Raw genomic sequence first — 19107 nt, 5'->3', positions numbered from 1 at the left:
GCCCCACTTCACCCCCATTAGTAATACGAACCCACAAACCAGCTGGTCTGTGGACGACCGGAAACGTGGCCGGGCCGGGACGTACGAAACTGTGGGCGTGATCCGAACCGACGCGATCGAGCGTCTTCCCGTACGCCATGCCGTGCCCGAGCTGCTGAGCGCACTCGACGGGCGCGGCACGGCGGTCCTGTCCGCGCCCCCGGGCACCGGCAAGACCACGCTGGTGCCGCTGGCGCTGGCCGGGCTCACCGGGGCCGGACCACGGCGGCGGGTGCTTGTGGCCGAACCGCGGCGGATGGCGGTCCGGGCCGCCGCCCGACGGATGGCCTGGCTGCTGGGCCAGGAGGTCGGGGACGCGGTCGGTTTCTCCGTGCGCGGGGAGCGCCGCACCGGCCCCGGCACGGTCGTCGAAGTGGTGACCACCGGCGTCCTGCTGCAACGACTCCAACGCGACCCCGAGCTCGCGGGCGTCGACGTGGTGCTGCTCGACGAGTGCCACGAGCGCCATCTCGACGCGGACACCGCGATCGCCTTCCTCGTGGACGTACGGGCCGCCCTGCGCCCGGAGCTCCAGCTGATCGCGGCGTCCGCCACCAGCGACGCGGAGGCCTGGTCGCAGCTCCTGACGGTGGCCGACGGCTCGGGCCCGGCCCCGGTGGTGCGGAGTACGGGACAGGGCCACGGGGCGGCGATCCACTACGCCCCACCGCCCGCCGGGATCCGCCCGGCGCACGGCACCTGGGTGGACCAGCAGCTGCTGCGCCACGTCGCGGCGACGGTCCGGCTGGCCCTGGAGGCGCACGAAGGCGATCTGCTCTGCTTCCTGCCGGGCACCGGTGAGATCGCCCGGACGGCCGGGATGCTGGACGGGGTGGACGCCGAGGTCCTCCAGTTGCACGGGCGGGCTCCGGCGGCGGTCCAGGACGCGGTGCTGCGGGGCGGTGAGGGACATCGGCGGGTGGTCCTAGCGACCTCCGTGGCGGAGTCCAGCCTGACCGTGCCGGGCGTGCGGATCGTCGTCGACTCGGGGCTGGCCCGCGAGCCGCGCGTCGACCACGCACGGGGGCTCGGCTCGCTGGCGACCGTGGCGGTGTCGGACGCCGGGGCGACCCAGCGGCTGGGCCGTGCGGGCCGCGAGGCGTTCGGCACGGTGTACCGGTGCTGGGCGCCGGCCGACGACGTACGGCGCCCGCGCTTCCCCTCCCCCGAAATCAAGATCGCGGACCTGGCGTCCTTCGCCCTGCGGGCCGCGTGCTGGGGCGATCCGACCGCACGGGGACTGGCACTGCTCGACGCCCCGCCCGCCGGGGCCATGGCGGCGGCCCGCTCCGTCCTCACCGCGATCGGCGCGGTGGACGAGGACGGCCGGGCCACCGAGCGGGGCGCGCGAATGGCCCGGCTCGGGGTGCACCCCCGGCTGGCCCGAGCACTCCTGGACGGCGCGGCCGAGGTGGGCGCGCGCCGGGCGGCCGAGGTGGTGGCGCTGCTGAGCGAGGAGCCGCCGAGGGAGTACGGGGACGACCTGGCGGCGGCGTGGCGCACGGCCCGCCGGGGCGGCGACGGATACGCGGCGCGCTGGCGCCAGGAGGTGCGACGGCTGACGTCGGCGGTGACGGGGGCGGGTGCTGTGTCGACGGCGCCCGGGGCAGGTGCCGTGTCCACCTCTTCCCCTTCCTCGGGCTCCGGTCCGGAAGCGCCATCGGCGTCGGGGTCGCGGTCGGACGACGCCGTTGCAGGCCTGGTCACCGCGCTGGCGTTTCCGGAGCGGGTGGCACGGGCCCGGGGTGAGGGTTCGTTCCTGATGGTGTCCGGTACCCGGGCCGAGCTGGGCCAGGGCTCCGGACTGCGGAGTGCCGGGTGGCTGGCGGTGGCCGTGGCGGATCGGCCGGTGCAGGCGGCTTCGGCTCGGGTGCGGCTGGCCGCCGTCGTGGACGAGGGCATCGCGCGCGTGGCGGCCGGATCACTGGGGGCCGAGGGCGAGGAGGTGCACTGGGAGGACGGTGATGTGGTCGCCCGGGAGGTGGAGCGCCTGGGCGCGGTGGAGCTGTCCGTGCGGCCGTTGAAGCAGCCCGACCCCGCTCTGGTGCGGCGAGCGCTGCTGGACGGGCTGGCGAAGGAGGGCATAGGGCTGCTGCGGTGGTCGAGGGAGTCCGGGGGGCTGCGGGAGCGGCTGGCGTTTCTGCATCGGACGCTGGGCGAGCCGTGGCCGGACGTGTCGGACGGGGCACTGCTCGCGCGGGCCGAGGAGTGGCTGGAGCCGGAGCTGTCCCGGGCGCGGCGCCGGGCCGATCTGGGGAGGCTGGACGCGGGGCAGGCGCTGAACCGGCTGCTGCCGTGGGCGAGCGGTGAGGCGGCACGCCTGGACGAGCTGGCACCGGAGCGGATCGAGGTGCCGAGCGGGTCGCGGATCAGAGTGGAGTACGGGGGCGCGCAGCCGGTGCTCGCGGTGAAGCTCCAGGAGATGTTCGGCCTGGAGGGGACGCCGGAGGTCGCCGGGGTGCCCGTGCTCATCCATCTGCTCTCCCCGGCCGGGCGGCCCACAGCCGTCACCGCCGACCTGGCGAACTTCTGGCGGGAGGGGTACCGGGCGGTCCGTGCCGAGCTGCGCGGGCGCTACCCCAAGCACCCCTGGCCGGAGGACCCTTCACGGGCCGAGCCGACGCGCCACACCAACGCCCGGCTCAAACGGTGACCTGAGGAACGGGCGCCTGCGGAACAGGAGCCTCTCCCGCACGGCGACCTGCTGAACGATGCCGCGCGGCAACCCGACCCGCTCTCGCGACGGCATCACGCGCTGACCGGCTCCGGTTCCGTGCGGGTCGTCGGGGCCGGGGTGCCGGGGCGGCGGCTGCGGGCCTCCAGCCATAGGGAGAGGGCGAGCAGTGCGGTGCCGAGTCCGAGGAAGCCCCAGGGGAGATAGGAGGTGAGCAGCAGGATCAGCGTGCGGTTCTTCTTGATCAGCGCGACCGTGTGGTCGACGTAGTCCTCGCGCATCTTCACATGACCGGAGAAGGCGGTGATCTTGTCTTGGCCGAACAGAGCCGTGGCGTTGCGGAGTTCCTCCTGGTGGATCTCCTCGCCGTTGACCGGTCCGCCGGTCACGGGGTCCACCCAGAACATCCGCTTGGTGCTGTACCACCGGGTCAGACCGGTCTGCTTGGCGACCTCGGGGGTGACGCCCAGCGGCATGGCCTTGGGGAAGGGGACCCGGGTCCAGGGGATGGTCTGCTCGAAGTAGTAGACCTTGAGGCCGTGGAAGGCGACCGTGCCCTTGTAGTGGATGGGGGCGCTGGTGCGGCTCTGGGCGTCGAAGTACTCGTAGTCCCGCTTCTCGGTGAGGAACGGCCACTTGAACTCGATGCCGTCGCGCTTGACCGGGTCGCCGTCGACCATCTCGCCGGTGGCGTGGACCGGGGCCTGGCTGTGGGCGTCGAAGATATAGCGCTCGGGGTTCTTGGAGACGAACTGGCCCTTGTCGTCGAGGACATACGTCAGGGAGTCCCAGACGACGACGTCCTTGCCCGCGGTCTTCTCGATCTTCCGGGACTCCTCGACGTTGCCCTTGAGGGTCTGCACGATGGTCACCTTGGGGACCGTCACGGACTTGAACTGCTTGTAGTCGAGGAGGGTGGCGTTCTTCGCCTCCAGGACCGTCTCCTGGTACTGGCTGGGCGGGACCTTGGCGAGCCGGGGGAAGGCATACCAGCGCAGTAGCGGGGAGAGCGCCGCGAAGAAGACGGCGAGGGCGAGCAGGATCAGGCTGGCTTTGCGTCGCATGCGGCCGGCTCTCCTCTACTTCCCGGGCGGGACGGCCCCGGGGGCGTTGGGGACGGTGGTGAGCAGGGGCTTGGGCGAGGTGCTGCCCTCGGGTCCGCCGATCGCCGAGACGGTCAGCACGATGGCGAGGGCTGCGGCGAGCCCGATGGCCGCGGCGACGAGGGCGCGCATGCTCGGCCTCCCGGAGCTGATGGGTCGTCAGGGTTGGGGCACCGTAGCAACGCGGGGGTGAGATGAGAACACGTGGGACCGCCCCCGCTGCACTTGCGGCAGCGGGGGCGGTCCGGAGACGACGGCGGCGGACGGCCGCGGGAGGTGAGGTGGTCAGGCGACCTTGAGCTGGACGTCGAGGGTTGCGCCGCCCGGGGTGGTGAGGCGGAGCACGAAGGTTCCGGTCTGGCCGTCCGCGTAGATCTTGGGAAGCCGCAGCACGCCGTGGGCGTCGGTCTTCAGATCCTTGAGGGTCCGGATCGGGTTGCCCTTGTCGTCCTTGAAGTAGGGGCCCTTGTCGTTGACCTTGGGGTCGGCGACCGCGGTGCCGGTGGCGGGCGCCTCCGGGGTGACGATCATCGCGGCGGTGACGCCGATGCCGGGGACGACGGCTCCCTTGTACGTGGCCTTGACCTCCACGTAGTTGGCGAACTCGGCGCCGGGGGCGGCCGTCAGCTCCTTGGTGTCGGTGCGCGCCAGGACGTCCGCCTGGCGGGCGTTGACGGTGGCGGTCCACTTGATCTCGGGCAGGCTGGTGCCGACGACGGTGGCCCGGACGGTGAAGTCGCCGGTCTGCTCACCCGCGAGGAGGGCCGGGGCGGTCGCGCGGCCGTCGGTGCCGGTGTCGACCGTGACCTGGGTGGCGCCGCCCGGGAAGCGGGCGTCGGTGGCGCCGACGATCTGGAAGCGGACGGTCGCCTTGCCCATCGGCCGGCCGAGCTGGTCCTTGACGCGCACCTTGGCCTGCCCGGCGAACGAGGAGCCCGCGGTGGCCGTCAGGGGAGCGGTGTCCGCGTCCTCGAACGTGCTCGCCTTCTTGGACGGCAGCGGCTTGGGCGAGCCGGGGTCGCTCGGGGTGGGCTTGGACGGCTCCGGGCGCGTCGGCGTGGGCTTCGGGCCGGGCTTGGACGGGGTGGGCTTCGGCGTCGGGCCGGGGGTCGACGGGTGCGGGGTCGGGGCCGTGCCGGAGGGCCGGCGAACCGGGGTGTCGCTGCGGCTGCCGGGCAGCACGCCCGTACCGTTCGGGATCTCGTGCGAGCCGCGCTTGTAGTAGTCGAACCACTTCAGGACCGTGTCCAGGTACTCCTGCGAGTGGTTGTAGCTGAGCACGGCCTTGTCCAGGTCGGACTGGACGGAGAGGTCGCGGCTGCCGCAGAGGTAGTAGGCGGCGGCCAGCGAGGCGTCGTAGACGTTGTTGGGGTCCTTGCGGCCGTCGCCGTTGCCGTCGCGGCCGGAGGTCGCCCAGGTGGAGGGGATGAACTGCATGGGGCCGACGGCGCGGTCGTGGACCGTGTCGCCGTCGTAGGAGCCGCCGTCGGTGTCGGTGATGTTCTCGAAGCCGACGCCGTTGAGGACGGGACCCAGGATCGGGGTGAGGGTGGTGCCGTTGGCGTCGACGCGGCCGCCGTTGGCCTGGCCGGACTCGACCTTGCCGATGGCCGCGAGTATCTGCCAGGGGAGGTGGCAGGAGGCCCGGTCGCGGGCGAGCTCCGCCTCGGCCTTCTTGTAGGCGTCGAGGAGGGTCGCGGGTATGCCCTGCTGGTCGGCGCCCAGGGCGGGCGAGCCGGTGGCCGGGGTGCTCGGCGGGTTCGGGGAGACGAGGGGCGGGAGGTCCGTGTAGTACGGCGAGTTGCCGCTGGCGGGGGCTCCGGGGGGAGGCGTCGGGGTGCCGGACGCCGCGTGTTCGCCCGCCGGTCCGTTGGCCAGGACGCCCGGGCCCTGGGAGGCGGAGAGCGCCGCCACCGCCGCCGCGGCCACGGCGGTCGTGGTCGCTCCCTTGCGCAGCCGTCGCCCGATTCGCGGTGCCATACGTCTAGCCCCTCCCCGTGGTCAGCAGTTCGCGCTCCCCAGCGCAGGCCTCAGGAGACCCTACGGCACCCACCGGGTGCGGCGACACTGCCCCCTGACCCTTATTCACCTTTTCACCGCTTCGTCACCTGGGAGCTGCCCAGATATGGCGGAGAATCGGTTCCCCTCGTACACACGGACCTGCCCGCCCGGTGCGGTACCGGGCGGGCAGGTTCTCGGGGTCCGGTGGTCCGGGCCCAGAGGTCAGTGCGCGGGGGTCAGTGCGCGGCGGACTCCCAGTCCGCGCCCGCGCCCACCGAGACGTCCAGCGGGGCGCGCAGGGAGACCGCCGAGGCCATCTCCTGGCGGACCAGGGACTCGACCTTCTTGCGCTCCCCCGGCGCGATCTCCAGGACGATTTCGTCGTGGACCTGGAGCAGCAGGCGGGAGTTCAGGCCCGCCTCGGTCAGGGCGCGGTCCACCTTGAGCATGGCGACCTTGACGATGTCCGCCGCCGTGCCCTGGATCGGGGCGTTGAGCGCCATCCGCTCGGCCATCTCGCGGCGCTGGCGGTTGTCGCTGTTGAGGTCCGGCAGATAGCGGCGGCGGCCGAGCATCGTCTCCGTGTAACCCGTCGCCCTGGCCTCCTCCACCACGCGCTGGAGGTAGTCCCGGACGCCGCCGAAGCGCTCGAAGAACGTGTCCATCAGGCCGCGCGCCTCGGCTGCCTCGATGTTCAGCTGCTGGGAGAGGCCGAACGCCGAGAGGCCGTAGGCCAGGCCGTACGACATCGCCTTGATCTTGCGGCGCATCTCCGGGTCGACCTGGGTCTTGTCGACGCCGAAGACCTGGGACGCCACCGTCGTGTGCAGGTCCTCGCCGGAGGCGAAGGCCTCGATCAGGCCCTCGTCCTCCGAGAGGTGGGCCATCACGCGGAGCTCGATCTGGCTGTAGTCGGCGGTGAGCAGCGACTCGAAGCCCTCGCCGACCACGAAGCCGCGGCGGATGGCGCGGCCCTCGTCCGTACGCACCGGGATGTTCTGGAGGTTGGGGTCGGTGGACGAGAGACGGCCGGTCGCCGCGACCGTCTGGTTGAAGGTGGTGTGGATGCGGCCGTCCGCCGCGACGGTCTTGATCAGACCCTCGACGGTGACCCGCAGCTTCGCCTGCTCGCGGTGGCGCAGCATGATGACCGGCAGCTCGTGCTCGGTCTGGGCGGCCAGCCACGCCAGCGCGTCCGCGTCCGTCGTGTAGCCCGTCTTCGTCTTCTTCGTCTTGGGCAGGGCGAGCTCGCCGAAGAGGACCTCCTGGAGCTGCTTGGGCGAGCCGAGGTTGAACTCGTGGCCCACCGAGGCGTGCGCCTCCTTCACCGCCTGCTGCACCGCGCCCGCGAACTGCTGCTCCATCGCCTCCAGATGGGGGCGGTCGGCCGCGATGCCGTACCGCTCCATCTTGGCGAGGAGGGTGGAGGTGGGCAGCTCCACGTCGTGGAGCAGGTCGGCCGCGCCGACCTCCTTGAGGCGCTCGGTGAAGGCGTCGCCCAGGTCCAGGACCGCGCGCGCCTGGGTCATCAGGGCCTCGGCCTCGGCCTGGTCGTCGGCGCCGAAGGCGAGCTGGCCGTCGGCGGCCGCCGGGGCGAGCTCGCGGCCCAGGTACTCCACGGACAGCGCGTCCAGGGCGAAGGACCGGCGGCCGGGCTTGACCAGGTACGCGGCGAGGGCCGTGTCCATGGTGACGCCGTCGACGCTCCAGCCGTGCTCGGGGAAGACCCGCATCGCGGCCTTCGCGTTGTGCAGGACCTTCGGCTTGGCGGCGTCCGCGATCCAGGCGGCGAAGGCCTGCTCGTCGGCCTCGTCGAGCGCGGACGGGTCGAACCAGGCCGCGGGGCCGTCGGCGGCGGCCAGCGCGATCTCGCTGACGCTGCCCGTGCCGAGCGCCCAGGCGTCGACGGTGGCCAGGCCGAGCGGCCCGGCGCCGTGCTCGGCGAGCCACGGGGCGAGCTCGCCCGCGCCCAGGACCGAGCCGTCCAGCTCCACGCCGGCGGCGGGGGCCGGTGCCTCCTCCTCGTCGGCGCCCGGGTCGACCGCGAGCAGTCGCTCGCGCAGCGACGCGTTGCGGATCTCCAGCACGTCCAGGACGCCGATCAGGGCTGTCCTGTCGTACGGCGCGCGCTCCAGGTCGGCCGGGGTCTTGGCCAGCTCCACGTCGCGGACCATCTCGGTGAGGCGGCGGTTGAGGCTGACGGACTCCAGGTGGTCCCTGAAGTTCTGCCCGGCCTTGCCCTTGACCTCGTCGGCGCGCGCGACCAGCTGCTCGAAGGAGCCGAACTGGTTGATCCACTTCGCGGCGGTCTTCTCGCCGACGCCGGGGATGCCCGGCAGGTTGTCGGACGGGTCGCCGCGCAGGGCCGCGAAGTCCGGGTACTGCTGCGGGGTCAGGCCGTACTTCTCCTCGACCTTCTCCGGGGTGAAGCGGGTGAGCTCGGAGACGCCCTTGGTGGGGTAGAGCACCGTCACGTTCGGCGAGACCAGCTGGAAGGAGTCGCGGTCACCGGTGACGATGAGGACCTCGAAGCCCTCGGCCTCGGCCTGGGTGGCCAGCGTCGCGATGATGTCGTCGGCCTCGAAGCCCTCGGTCGCGAAGCGCGGTGCGTTCATCGCGTCCAGGAGCTCGCCGATCAGCTCGACCTGCCCCTTGAACTCGTCGGGGGTCTTGGAGCGGTTCGCCTTGTACTCCGGGAACTCCTCGGAGCGCCAGGTCTTGCGCGACACGTCGAACGCCACCGCGAAGTGCGTGGGCGCCTCGTCACGCAGCGTGTTCGCCAGCATCGACGCGAAGCCGTACACGGCGTTGGTCGGCTGACCTGCGCCGGTCGTGAAGTTCTCCGCGGGCAGCGCGAAGAACGCCCGGTACGCCAGGGAGTGCCCGTCCATGAGGAGCAGGCGCGGTCGGTTGTCAGGGGTCTTCTTCGATGCTGTCTCAGCCACGTCCCCGATCCTGCCACGCCCCACTGACAATCCCGGCCAGTGTGCGGCGGGGACCGCGCCGGGACGGTTGTCAGTGGGGCGTGACAGGATCGGAACCGTACGTATCGCACACGTCGCTCGAAGGGGAGCGCCATGGCCACCAAGCCGCCCGCAGGGGACCCGGTTCAGGACGCGCCGCAGGTCGCGCCGCCCAAGCACGCCGCCGCCGGGCTTCCCGCGATCGGGTACACGGCGCTGGTGGCCCAGCAGCAGATGGGCGCGGTCCGGGCGACGCGGACGCTGCTGAAGGTCAACCAGAAGGACGGCTTCGACTGTCCGGGGTGCGCCTGGCCGGAGGGCGACAAGCGGCACGTGGCGGAGTTCTGCGAGAACGGGGCGAAGGCGGTCGCCGAGGAGGCGACGCTGCGCCGCGTCACCCCCGACTTCTTCGCCGCGCACCCCCTCTCCGACCTCGCGGGCCGCAGTGGGTACTGGCTGGGCCAGCAGGGCCGGATCACCCAGCCGATGTACCTGCCGGAGGGCGCCGACCGGTACGAGGCGGTGACCTGGGAGCGGGCGTTCGAGATCCTCGCGGAGGAGCTGAAGGCGCTGGACTCGCCGGACGAGGCGCTCTTCTACACCTCGGGGCGCACCAGCAACGAGGCCGCGTTCCTGCTCCAGCTCTTCGCGCGCGAGTTCGGCACCAACAACCTGCCGGACTGCTCCAACATGTGCCACGAGTCGTCCGGCTCGGCGCTCACCGAGACCATCGGCATCGGCAAGGGCAGCGTCTCCCTGGAGGACCTGCACCAGGCGGACCTGATCATCGTCGCCGGGCAGAACCCGGGCACGAACCACCCGAGGATGCTCTCGGCCCTGGAAGAGGCCAAGCGGGCGGGCGCGAAGATCATCTCGGTGAACCCGCTGCCCGAGGCGGGCATGGAGCGCTTCAAGAACCCGCAGACCGCCAAGGGCCTGGCGCTCGGCGGCCAGAAGCTGAACGATCTCTTCCTCCAGATCCGCATCGGTGGCGACCAGGCCCTGTTCCGCCTGCTCAACAAGCTGATCGTCGAGACCGAGGGGGCCGTGGACGAGCTGTTCGTCCGCGAACACACCCATGGGTACGAGGAGTTCGCCGCGGCGGCCCGGGCGGCCGACTGGGACGAGACGCTGGCCGCGACCGGGCTCACGCGCGCGGAGATCGAGCAGGCGCTGTCCATGGCGCTCGCCTCCCGGCGCACCATCGTCTGCTGGGCGATGGGCCTGACCCAGCACAAGCACGCGGTGGCGACGATCCGGGAAGTGGTCAACTTCCTGCTGCTGCGCGGCAACATCGGCCGCACCGGTGCGGGCGTCTGCCCGGTGCGCGGTCATTCGAACGTGCAGGGCGACCGCACCATGGGCATCTTCGAGCGGCCCGCGCCCGCGTTCCTCGACGCCCTGGAGAAGGAGTTCGGCTTCGCGCCGCCGCGCCACCACGGCTATGACGTGGTCCGTTCCATCGAGGCGCTGCGCGACGGCAAGGCGAAGGTGTTCTTCGCGATGGGCGGCAACTTCGTGGGGGCCACGCCCGACACGGAGGTCACCGAGGCCGCGATGCGCCGGGCCTCGCTCACCGTGCACGTGTCGACCAAGCTCAACCGGTCGCATGCCGTCACCGGTCGGCGCGCGCTGATCCTGCCGACGCTCGGGCGCACCGACAAGGACGTGCAAAAGAGTGGCAAGCAGTTCGTGACCGTCGAGGACTCGATGGGTCTGGTGCACTCCTCGCGCGGCAACCTCAAGCCCGCGAGCCCGCATCTGCTCTCCGAGCCCGCCATCGTCGCCCGCCTCGCGCGCGCCACGCTGGGCGCCGGGTCGACGGTGGAGTGGGAGGAGTTCGAGAAGGACTACGCGACGATCCGCGACCGCATCGCGCGCGTGGTGCCCGGCTTCGAGGACTTCAACGCGCGCGTGGCGAAGCCCGGCGGTTTCCGGCTGCCGCACGCGCCGCGCGACGAGCGCCGCTTCCCCACCGCGACCGGCAAGGCCAACTTCACGGCGGCGCCGGTGGAGTATCCGACGGTGCCCGAGGGCCGGCTGCTGCTCCAGACCCTGCGCTCGCACGACCAGTACAACACCACGATCTACGGCCTGGACGACCGCTACCGGGGCATCAAGGGCGGCCGCCGGGTGGTGCTCGTGAACCCCGAGGACGGGCGCGAGCTGGGATTCACGGACGGTTCGTACGCGGATCTGGTCAGCGAGTGGAAGGACGGCGTGGAGCGGCGGGCGCCGGGGTTCCGGGTCGTGTACTACCCGACGACGCGGGGGTGCGCGGCGGCGTACTACCCGGAGACCAACGTGCTGGTGCCGCTGGATTCCACGGCGGACACGAGCAACACCCCTGCCAGCAAGTCCGTGATCGTGCGTCTGGAACAATCGGCGACCGTCTAAGCGTTCGCTCAGACACGTCGGCCGGCCAGGCCGGAGGAACCGGACCACGATCGGAGTCCCGCCCATGGGTGAGCAGAGCAAGGTGAAGTTCCCGCAGGAGGTCATCGACGAGTACGCGGCGCTGGGCATCGACCTGCCCGCGCTGTTCTCCGCGGGGCACCTCGGCACCCGGATGGGCGTGCAGATCCTGGAGGCGTCGGCGGAGCGGGTCGTCGGGACGATGCCGGTGGAGGGGAACACGCAGCCGTACGGGCTGTTGCACGGGGGTGCGTCGGCGGTGCTCGCCGAGACGCTGGGGTCGGTGGGGTCGATGCTGCACGGGGGGATCTCGAAGATCGCGGTGGGGGTCGATCTGAACTGCACGCATCATCGGGGGGTGCGGAGTGGGCTGGTCACGGGGGTGGCTACGCCGGTGCATCGGGGGCGGTCCACGGCGACGTACGAGGTCGTGATCACGGATGAGGGGGGTAAGCGGGTTTGTACTGCTCGACTTACTTGCCTGTTGCGTGACGCGGAGTCCTCCAAGGGGTGAGGCCCCTCCCCGCCCCTTCCCTAAACCCTCCGGGGGTGGGTGGGGGCGGAGGTGGTCTCCCGGGGGCTTCGCCCCCGGACCCCCTTTGCGGGGCCTGCGGCCCCTGCACCCCGCTCGGGGCTCCGCCCCGGACCCCGCCGGAGGGCACGGGGTGGGTGGGCAAGCCCGTTCGTCTGCGGGCCGTCTGTGGCTGGTCGCGCAGTTCCCCGCGCCCCTTACGGGGCGCTGATCGCGCCCAAACGCCATAGCCACGCGCCCGCAGCGAAGCCGCGCAATGCCACAGCCCCGCACCCACGCGGCAAAGCCGCACACAGGCCCCGCGCCCCCAACAATGCCCCCGCCACACCCCCCTGAGCGCCCCGAAGGGGCGCATCTCAGGGGCGCGGGGAACTGCGCGATCAGCCCGCCACCGGCCCGCAGACAACGCAAGGGGGTCCGGGGCGAAGCCCCCGGCAGCCACTCCCCAGCCCACCACCCGGCCGCCCGCCCAGGGCTTAAGGGAACGGGGCGGGGTGGGGAAAAGTCCAACCTCCTTACCCCGCAGCCCAGTTGTGTCACCGATCGTGACCCCCTACCGTTCCCGTCATGGCCAGCCCATCGGGAACCGGACACCCCGCCGCGACGCGGTACGGGCCGCTCCGGATCGTCGGATGCGCGCTGATCGTTGCCGCCGTGAGCCTCGGGTGCGACAGCGGTCACCGCACCGCCTCCCCCGCCACCCCCGTCCCCGCCCCCACAACCACCACCCCGGAAGAGGACTGCCGGCGGCTGGTCGAGTACTGGGCGCGGGCGATGATCCAGGGCAACCGCTGGTCGGGCCTCGACTGGGAGCAGAAGGGGTTCTCGATCGACCAGCACGAAGTTCATGATCGGGTCGTTGCCGCCGCTCGGGTCGAGCAGCGCACGAACGGGATCGCCGCCGCTCTGGATCTGATAGCGCGTCAGTCGCGGCAGGAGTGCGTCGCCCGGCACGGCGCGATGGGAGGTGGTCGGCACTAGGTCCGTATCGGGGCCGCGCCAACCTTCCGGCCACTCCCGATCGTAACGCTCCGTAACTCGGGCGAAATGGATAAACGGGATCCGCGCCTCCGGTCCGCATTCACAAGATCATCACCGAATTCTGGTGCACGGACATCACCGCAGGTGGGGCCGCTACCCCCGACAGACCCGTCTGTCAGTAGCAAGATCAGCTCAAGCCCCTTAGCGGAACTGGGAATTCTCAGTATGTGGGCGCTCTTCGGGCTCACCAATGCCCCCATCTGTCCACAGAGCTCCCGTCGGCGTGTCCGCTCGTCATAACAAGAAAGTCACATCCTGACCTTCCCTGGTCCCCGACTCAGCAACCTGCGCCTAGAGTCACGGCCAGTCACCGCGCCGCCGGGCGCGTCTGCTGCACGGCACCTGTACCACCCCCAGTACGGCCCGGCGAGTCACACGGCGCCTCAGCGGAGGCGTCGCGCCAGGGAGAGGACATATCGTGCGACACCGTTCCTTGCTCATACTCACCACCGTGCTCACCACGGGGGCGCTCACCCTCACCGCGTGCGGATCGCGCGACAAGAAGGACGACAACGGCGGCGGCGACAAGAAGACGACCGTGGTCATCGGTGTCGACGCCCCCCTGACCGGCCAGAACTCCGCCACCGGCCTCGGCATCCAGTACGGCGTACAGATCGCCGTCGACGACGCCAACGCGAAGAACCTGGTCCCGGGCGTCAAGTTCGAGGTCAAGGCGCTCGACGACAAGGCGCTGCCGCCGACCGGCCAGCAGAACGCCACCGCGCTCGTCGCCAACAAGGACGTCCTCGGTGTGGTCGGCCCGCTGAACTCCGGCGTCGCCCAGACGATGCAGCAGGTCTTCGCGACCGCCAACCTCGTCGAGATCTCCCCCTCGAACACCAACCCGACCCTGACCCAGGGCAAGGACTGGGCGGCCGGGAACAAGACCCGCCCGTTCAAGACCTACTTCCGCACCGCCACCACCGACGCCATCCAGGGCGGTTTCGCGGCGGACTACGCGGTGAACACGCTGAAGAAGAAGAGCGTCTTCGTCGTCGACGACAAGCAGACCTACGGCGCCGGTCTGGCCGCGCTCTTCAAGCAGGGCTTCACCAAGGCGGGCGGCAAGGTCGCCGGCGAGGACCACGTCAACGTGGGCGACAAGGACTTCGCCACCCTCGTCACCAAGATCAAGAACTCGGGTGCGGACCTCGTCTACTACGGCGGTCAGTACGACGAGGCGCAGATCGTCACCAAGCAGCTCAAGGACTCCGGCGCCAAGCTGCCGCTCTTCGGCGGCGACGGCATCTACAGCGACACCTTCATCACCACCGCCGGCAAGGCGAGCGAGGGCGACCTCGCCACCTCGGTCGGCGAGCCGGTCGACGGCCTGGCCGCCGCCAAGGACTTCATCCAGAAGTACAAGGACAAGAAGTACCCGGGCGACTACGGCACCTACGGCGGTTACTCGTACGACGCCGCCACCGCCATCATCAAGGCCATCGGCAACGTGGTGAAGGACGGCAAGGTCCCGGCCGACGCCCGTCAGCAGATCGTCGCCGAGGTCCAGAAGAGCCAGTTCGACGGCATCGCCGGCAAGGTCTCGTTCGACGAGTTCGGTGACACCACCAACAAGCGACTGACCGTCTACCAGGTCACCAACGGGAAGTGGAAGGCCGTCAAGAGCGGCACGTACGACGCCGGCTGATCCAGCCCGTAGCGCACGTTCCACGCACCACCGCTCCACCGCTCCACCGCAAGACAACAGGGCCGCGCGGCCACGACAACCGTCTACCGCGCGGCCCGACCTCTACTCCCCTTGCACTCACTCCCCATCCACATGGAGGCCATGCGGTGCACACTCTGCCGCAACAGCTGGCCAACGGGCTGCTCCTCGGCTCGATGTACGGGCTGATCGCCATCGGCTACACGATGGTGTACGGCATCGTCCAGCTCATCAACTTCGCCCACGGCGAGATCTTCATGACCGGCGCCTTCGGCGGACTCACGGTCTACCTCTACGTGCTGCCCGACGGCATATCCATGTGGATAGCCCTCCCCCTGATGCTCATCGGCGGCGCACTCGTCTCCGTGCTCATCGCACTGGGAGCGGAACGCTTCGCCTACCGACCACTGCGCGGCGCGCCACGCCTGGCGCCACTGATCACCGCGATCGGCCTCTCGCTCGCGCTCCAGCAGGCGGTCTTCAACTGGTACCCGAAGGCCAAGAACGACGAGGTGTTCCCGCAGATCCCCGGCGGCCCCTTCCACGTCGGCTCGATCACCTTCGGCACCGGTGACATCTTCCTGATCACCGCGGCCCCGCTCTGCATGGCGGCGCTCGCCCTCTTCGTCCGCTCCTCCCGCACCGGCCGCGCCATGCAGGCCACCGCGCAGGACCCGGACACCGCCCAGCTGATGGGCATCGACACCAACCGCATCATCATGATCGCCTTCGCCATCGGCGGCCTCTTCGCCGCCGTCGCGGGCATCGCCTGGGGCCTGAAGTACGGCTCCATCAAGTACGAGATGGGCTTCCAGGCCGGTCTCAAGGCGTTCACCGCCGCCGTCCTCGGCGGCATCGGCAACATCTACGGCGCCATGATCGGCGGTGTGGTCCTCGGCCTCGCCGAGACCATGGCCAGCGCGTACATCTCCAACGTCCCGGGGATGGAGCAGCTCGGCGGCTCGGGCTGGGCCAACGTCTGGGCGTTCGTCCTCCTCATCCTCGTCCTGCTCTTCAGGCCACAAGGCCTGGTGGGCGAACGCGTCGCGGACAGGGCGTGATCGACATGACCACCAGCACCACCAAGACCACCGCCCCCGCGGCCGAGCAGCGCGGCATCGTCCCGCTGCCGGCGCCCTTCGCCCGGCTGCTCGTCGCGGTCGGCGCCGTCGCCACCATCGCCTCCACCTTCCTCGCCTGGACCTGGGACTCCGAGTTCCCCGGCGACCTCACCGTCACCGGCTACCCGGCCGGGCTCCAGACCCTCGCCCTGGTCGCCGGAGCGCTCACCCTGCTCTACGCCCTCGCGGGCTACGGGATCCGTGGCCTGGGCTGGCTCAACCCGGGCGGCAGCAACAACCCGGTGCTCCTCGCCGCGTTCTCCGCGTTCGCGGTCGTCTGGTACACCGCGATCGCCATCTCGTACGACCTGGGCGGCCTGGCCAACCTGGAGCCCGGCGCGGTCGTCGCGGCCGTCGCCTCCCTGCTGCCGGTCGTCGGCGCGCTCGCGCTGCCGCACCCGGGCCGCTCGCTGCGCGACCACATCGCCAAGCCCGACGGCATCCCGGCCGCCGCGCCGCTGCCCAGCTGGGCCCAGCGTCTGATCATCTCGCTGGCCACCGCGCTCGGCCTGGTCGTCTTCACGTACGGCATCGGCGTCAACGACGAGGAGAGCGAGACCTTCATCGGTCTGCTGCTCCTGGTCCTGTTCGGCTCGATGGCGCTGTTCGCCGCCGGACTCTTCGAGCGGTTCACCGAACTCAACGCCCGCCACAAGGGGTTCGCGACCACCGCGGTCTTCCTCGCGGCCGTGATCTTCCCGTTCACCCAGAGCGAGGACCACAACGCCAACCTCGGCGCCAACATCCTCATCTTCGGCACCGTGGCCCTCGGCCTCAACATCGTCGTCGGCCTCACCGGTCTGCTCGACCTCGGTTACGTGGCCTTCCTCGGCGTCGGTGCCTACGCGGCCGCGCTGGTATCGGGCTCCGAGTTCTCCCGCTTCTCCGGTGTGCAGGTCCCGTTCTGGGCCGCCGCGCTGATCGGCATGGGCGCCTCACTGGTCTTCGGCGTGATCATCGGCGCACCGACGCTGCGGCTGCGCGGCGACTATCTGGCCATCGTCACCCTCGGCTTCGGAGAGATCTTCCGGATCACCGTCAACAACCTCGACGGCGGCTCCGGCCCCAACCTCACCAACGGCCCCAACGGCATCTCCCAGATCCCCGACCTGGAGATCTTCGGGTTCAACCTGGGCGCCGCGCACGACATCGCGGGACGCACCATCGGCCGCTTCGGCAACTACCTGTTCCTGATGCTGCTGATCACGGCGCTGATCGTGCTCGTCTTCAACCGCGCCGCGAACTCCCGCATCGGCCGCTCCTGGATCGCCATCCGCGAGGACGAGACCGCCGCCACCGCCATGGGCATCAACGGCTTCCGGGTCAAGCTCATCGCCTTCGCCCTGGGCGCCTCGCTCGCCGGTCTGGCGGGCACGGTCTTCGCCCACGTCAACTACAGCGTGGTGCCGAGCCCCTTCCAGTTCGCCGGCGCCGCGCCGCCCAACTCGGCCTTCCTGCTCGCGGCCGTCGTCCTCGGCGGCATGGGCACGGTGAGCGGTCCGCTCCTGGGCGCCTCGCTGCTCTACCTCATCCCCGAGAAGCTGAGCTTCCTGAAGGAGTACGAGCTCTTCGGCTTCGGTGTCGCCCTCATCCTGCTGATGCGGTTCCGCCCCGAGGGCATCGTCGCCAACCGGCGCAGCCAGCTCGAATTCCACGAGACCGGCCAACTGGACGTGCCCGAACAGGGGCTTCCGGACACCACCGTCGGCGTCACCAAGGCGGAGGCGTAACCATCATGACCACCACCATCGCCCCCAGCCCGGTGCTCGAAGCGTCCGGCGTCACCATGCGGTTCGGCGGTCTGACCGCCGTGCGCAACGTCGACCTCACCGTCAACAGCGGCGAGATCGTCGGTCTCATCGGCCCCAACGGCGCCGGCAAGACCACCTTCTTCAACTGCCTCACGGGGCTCTACGTTCCCACCGAGGGCAAGGTCTCGTACAAGGGGACCGTGCTCCCGCCCAAGCCGCACCTGGTCACCCAGGCCGGCATCGCGCGCACCTTCCAGAACATCCGGCTCTTCGCCAACATGACCGTTCTGGAGAACGTGCTCGTCGGGCGGCACACCCGCACCAAGGAGGGCCTCTGGTCCGCCCTGCTGCGCGGCCCCGGTTTCAAGAAGGCCGAGGCCAAGTCCCGCGAACGGGCCATGGAACTCCTGGAGTTCATCGGTCTGCAGCACAAGGCGGACCACCTCGCCCGCAACCTGCCCTACGGCGAGCAGCGCAAGCTGGAGATCGCCCGGGCGCTGGCGAGCGAGCCGGGGCTGCTGCTCCTGGACGAGCCGACCGCCGGTATGAACCCGCAGGAGACCCGGGCCACCGAGGAACTGGTCTTCGCCATCCGGGACATGGGCATCGCCGTCCTCGTCATCGAGCACGACATGCGCTTCATCTTCAACCTGTGCGACCGGGTGACGGTGCTGATGCAGGGCGAGAAGCTGGTCGAAGGCACGTCGGACGTCGTCCAGGGTGACGAGCGCGTCATCGCGGCCTACCTCGGCGAGCCGTTCGAGGGGGCGCCCGGGGACGAGGAAGTGGCGGAGGTCGAGGCGGCCGCCGCGGCGGCCGAAGGCGCGGACGCGTCCCCGGAGGCCGGGGACGCCCCGGCCGCACCGGCCGACGAGGCTCCGGCGGGCACCCCCGAAGCCGAGACCGAAGATGCCGAGACCGCCTCCCCCGAGGCCGACGCTCAGGGCAAGACCCGCACCGAAGGAGACTCCCAGTGACCGCACTTCTGGAAGTCGAGGACCTCCGCGTCGCCTACGGCAAGATCGAGGCCGTCAAGGGGATCTCCTTCACCGTCGAGGCCGGGCAGGTCGTCACCCTCATCGGCACCAACGGCGCCGGCAAGACGACGACCCTGCGTACGCTCTCGGGGCTGCTCAAGCCTTCCGGCGGCCGGATCACCTTCGACGGGAAGCCTCTGTCGGACATCCCCGCGCACAAGATCGTCGCGCTGGGCCTGGCCCACTCCCCCGAGGGCCGGCATATCTTCCCGCGGCTGACCATCGCCGAGAATCTCCAGCTCGGAGCGTTTCTGCGGAGCGACAAGGCGGGCATCGAGAAGGACGTCCAGCGGGCCTACGAGCTGTTCCCCATCCTGGGCGAACGGCGCAAGCAGGCGGCCGGCACGCTGTCGGGCGGTGAGCAGCAGATGCTCGCGATGGGCCGGGCGCTGATGTCCCAGCCCAAGCTGCTGATGCTGGACGAGCCGTCGATGGGGCTCTCCCCGATCATGATGCAGAAGATCATGGCGACCATCGTCGAGCTCAAGGCCCAGGGCACCACGATCCTGCTCGTCGAGCAGAACGCCCAGGCCGCGCTGTCCCTGGCGGATCACGCCCATGTGATGGAGGTCGGCGAGATCAAGCTCTCCGGCTCCGGCCAGGACCTCCTCCACGACGAGAACGTCCGCAAGACGTACCTCGGCGAGGACTAGCAGGGGTTACGCGTACGGGCCGCGCCACGGAAGGTGGCGCGGCCCGTACGGCTTTCTTGGGGGCGCGGGACTGTGACATTTTGCGGCTCCGCCGCGTGGGCGCGAGCAACC

The 19107-nt window shown here is 70.7% G+C and carries 13 protein-coding genes; 9 read left to right on the top strand and 4 right to left on the bottom strand.

Annotated features, from left to right (window positions below):
- Positions 1-97: 97 nt before the first annotated feature.
- A complete protein-coding gene (gene hrpB, locus IE252_RS09555; RefSeq protein ID WP_190088877.1) occupies positions 98-2692 on the top strand; it encodes an ATP-dependent helicase HrpB in 2595 nt (864 codons plus the stop codon).
- 95 nt (positions 2693-2787) lie between these two features.
- Here hrpB and pgfA read toward each other — a convergent pair whose 3' ends face one another.
- The 4 genes from pgfA to polA all read right to left on the bottom strand — a co-directional run bounded on the left by pgfA (position 2788) and on the right by polA (position 8762).
- Positions 2788-3777 (bottom strand): cell envelope lipid trafficking protein PgfA, encoded by a 990-nt coding sequence (pgfA, locus tag IE252_RS09550; RefSeq protein ID WP_190088876.1) that lies wholly within the window; start codon positions 3775-3777, stop codon positions 2788-2790.
- Between the two features lie 15 nt (positions 3778-3792).
- Complete coding sequence (locus IE252_RS09545; RefSeq protein ID WP_190088875.1) at positions 3793-3948, bottom strand: SPW_0924 family protein; 156 nt, start codon at positions 3946-3948, stop codon at positions 3793-3795.
- Positions 3949-4101: 153 nt separating this feature from the next.
- Positions 4102-5796 carry a lytic transglycosylase domain-containing protein gene (locus tag IE252_RS09540; protein ID WP_190088874.1) on the bottom strand — a complete coding sequence of 565 codons (1695 nt, stop codon included), beginning with the start codon at positions 5794-5796 and terminating at the stop codon, positions 4102-4104.
- A 257-nt stretch (positions 5797-6053) separates the two neighbouring features.
- Positions 6054-8762, bottom strand: a complete 2709-nt coding sequence (gene polA / locus IE252_RS09535; RefSeq protein ID WP_190088873.1) for a DNA polymerase I — start codon at positions 8760-8762, stop codon at positions 6054-6056.
- A 132-nt stretch (positions 8763-8894) separates the two neighbouring features.
- Between polA and IE252_RS09530 the strand changes: the two genes are divergently transcribed.
- The 8 genes from IE252_RS09530 (at position 8895) to IE252_RS09495 (ending at position 18996) form a co-directional block, all read left to right on the top strand.
- The gene (locus IE252_RS09530; RefSeq protein ID WP_190088872.1) at positions 8895-11177 is read left to right on the top strand and encodes an FdhF/YdeP family oxidoreductase; all 2283 of its coding nucleotides are present in this window, start codon (positions 8895-8897) and stop codon (positions 11175-11177) included.
- Positions 11178-11241: 64 nt separating this feature from the next.
- Positions 11242-11709 (top strand): PaaI family thioesterase, encoded by a 468-nt coding sequence (locus tag IE252_RS09525; protein ID WP_190088871.1) that lies wholly within the window; start codon positions 11242-11244, stop codon positions 11707-11709.
- Between the two features lie 585 nt (positions 11710-12294).
- Positions 12295-12708, top strand: coding sequence for a hypothetical protein (locus tag IE252_RS09520; RefSeq protein ID WP_190088870.1), 414 nt, complete (start codon positions 12295-12297; stop codon positions 12706-12708).
- A gap of 478 nt (positions 12709-13186) precedes the next feature.
- A complete protein-coding gene (locus tag IE252_RS09515; protein WP_190088869.1) occupies positions 13187-14416 on the top strand; it encodes a branched-chain amino acid ABC transporter substrate-binding protein in 1230 nt (409 codons plus the stop codon).
- A gap of 146 nt (positions 14417-14562) precedes the next feature.
- Complete coding sequence (locus IE252_RS09510; RefSeq protein ID WP_190088868.1) at positions 14563-15495, top strand: branched-chain amino acid ABC transporter permease; 933 nt, start codon at positions 14563-14565, stop codon at positions 15493-15495.
- Positions 15496-15500: 5 nt separating this feature from the next.
- The gene (locus IE252_RS09505; RefSeq protein ID WP_190088867.1) at positions 15501-17285 is read left to right on the top strand and encodes a branched-chain amino acid ABC transporter permease; all 1785 of its coding nucleotides are present in this window, start codon (positions 15501-15503) and stop codon (positions 17283-17285) included.
- Positions 17286-17290: 5 nt separating this feature from the next.
- Positions 17291-18283, top strand: coding sequence for an ABC transporter ATP-binding protein (locus tag IE252_RS09500; RefSeq protein WP_190088866.1), 993 nt, complete (start codon positions 17291-17293; stop codon positions 18281-18283).
- Complete coding sequence (locus tag IE252_RS09495) at positions 18280-18996, top strand: ABC transporter ATP-binding protein (RefSeq protein WP_190088865.1); 717 nt, start codon at positions 18280-18282, stop codon at positions 18994-18996. Before IE252_RS09500 ends, IE252_RS09495 begins: the two co-directional genes overlap by 4 nt.
- Positions 18997-19107 lie beyond the last annotated feature (111 nt).

Origin of the sequence: Streptomyces melanogenes, assembly GCF_014649795.1 — a bacterium.
Taxonomy (GTDB): Bacteria; Actinomycetota; Actinomycetes; order Streptomycetales; family Streptomycetaceae; genus Streptomyces; species Streptomyces noboritoensis.
The sequence above is the reverse complement of the archived record's forward strand: the minus strand, read 5'-3'. Positions and strand labels throughout refer to the sequence as shown.

Coding starts and splice junctions, on each gene's coding strand:
- IE252_RS09500 (WP_190088866.1), top strand. CDS start 17,291: ATGACCACCACCATCGCCCCCAGCCCGGTGCTCGAAGCGTCCGGCGTC.
- IE252_RS09545 (WP_190088875.1), bottom strand. CDS start 3,948: ATGCGCGCCCTCGTCGCCGCGGCCATCGGGCTCGCCGCAGCCCTCGCC.
- IE252_RS09520 (WP_190088870.1), top strand. CDS start 12,295: ATGGCCAGCCCATCGGGAACCGGACACCCCGCCGCGACGCGGTACGGG.
- IE252_RS09525 (WP_190088871.1), top strand. CDS start 11,242: ATGGGTGAGCAGAGCAAGGTGAAGTTCCCGCAGGAGGTCATCGACGAG.
- IE252_RS09530 (WP_190088872.1), top strand. CDS start 8,895: ATGGCCACCAAGCCGCCCGCAGGGGACCCGGTTCAGGACGCGCCGCAG.
- pgfA (WP_190088876.1), bottom strand. CDS start 3,777: ATGCGACGCAAAGCCAGCCTGATCCTGCTCGCCCTCGCCGTCTTCTTC.
- IE252_RS09540 (WP_190088874.1), bottom strand. CDS start 5,796: ATGGCACCGCGAATCGGGCGACGGCTGCGCAAGGGAGCGACCACGACC.
- IE252_RS09505 (WP_190088867.1), top strand. CDS start 15,501: ATGACCACCAGCACCACCAAGACCACCGCCCCCGCGGCCGAGCAGCGC.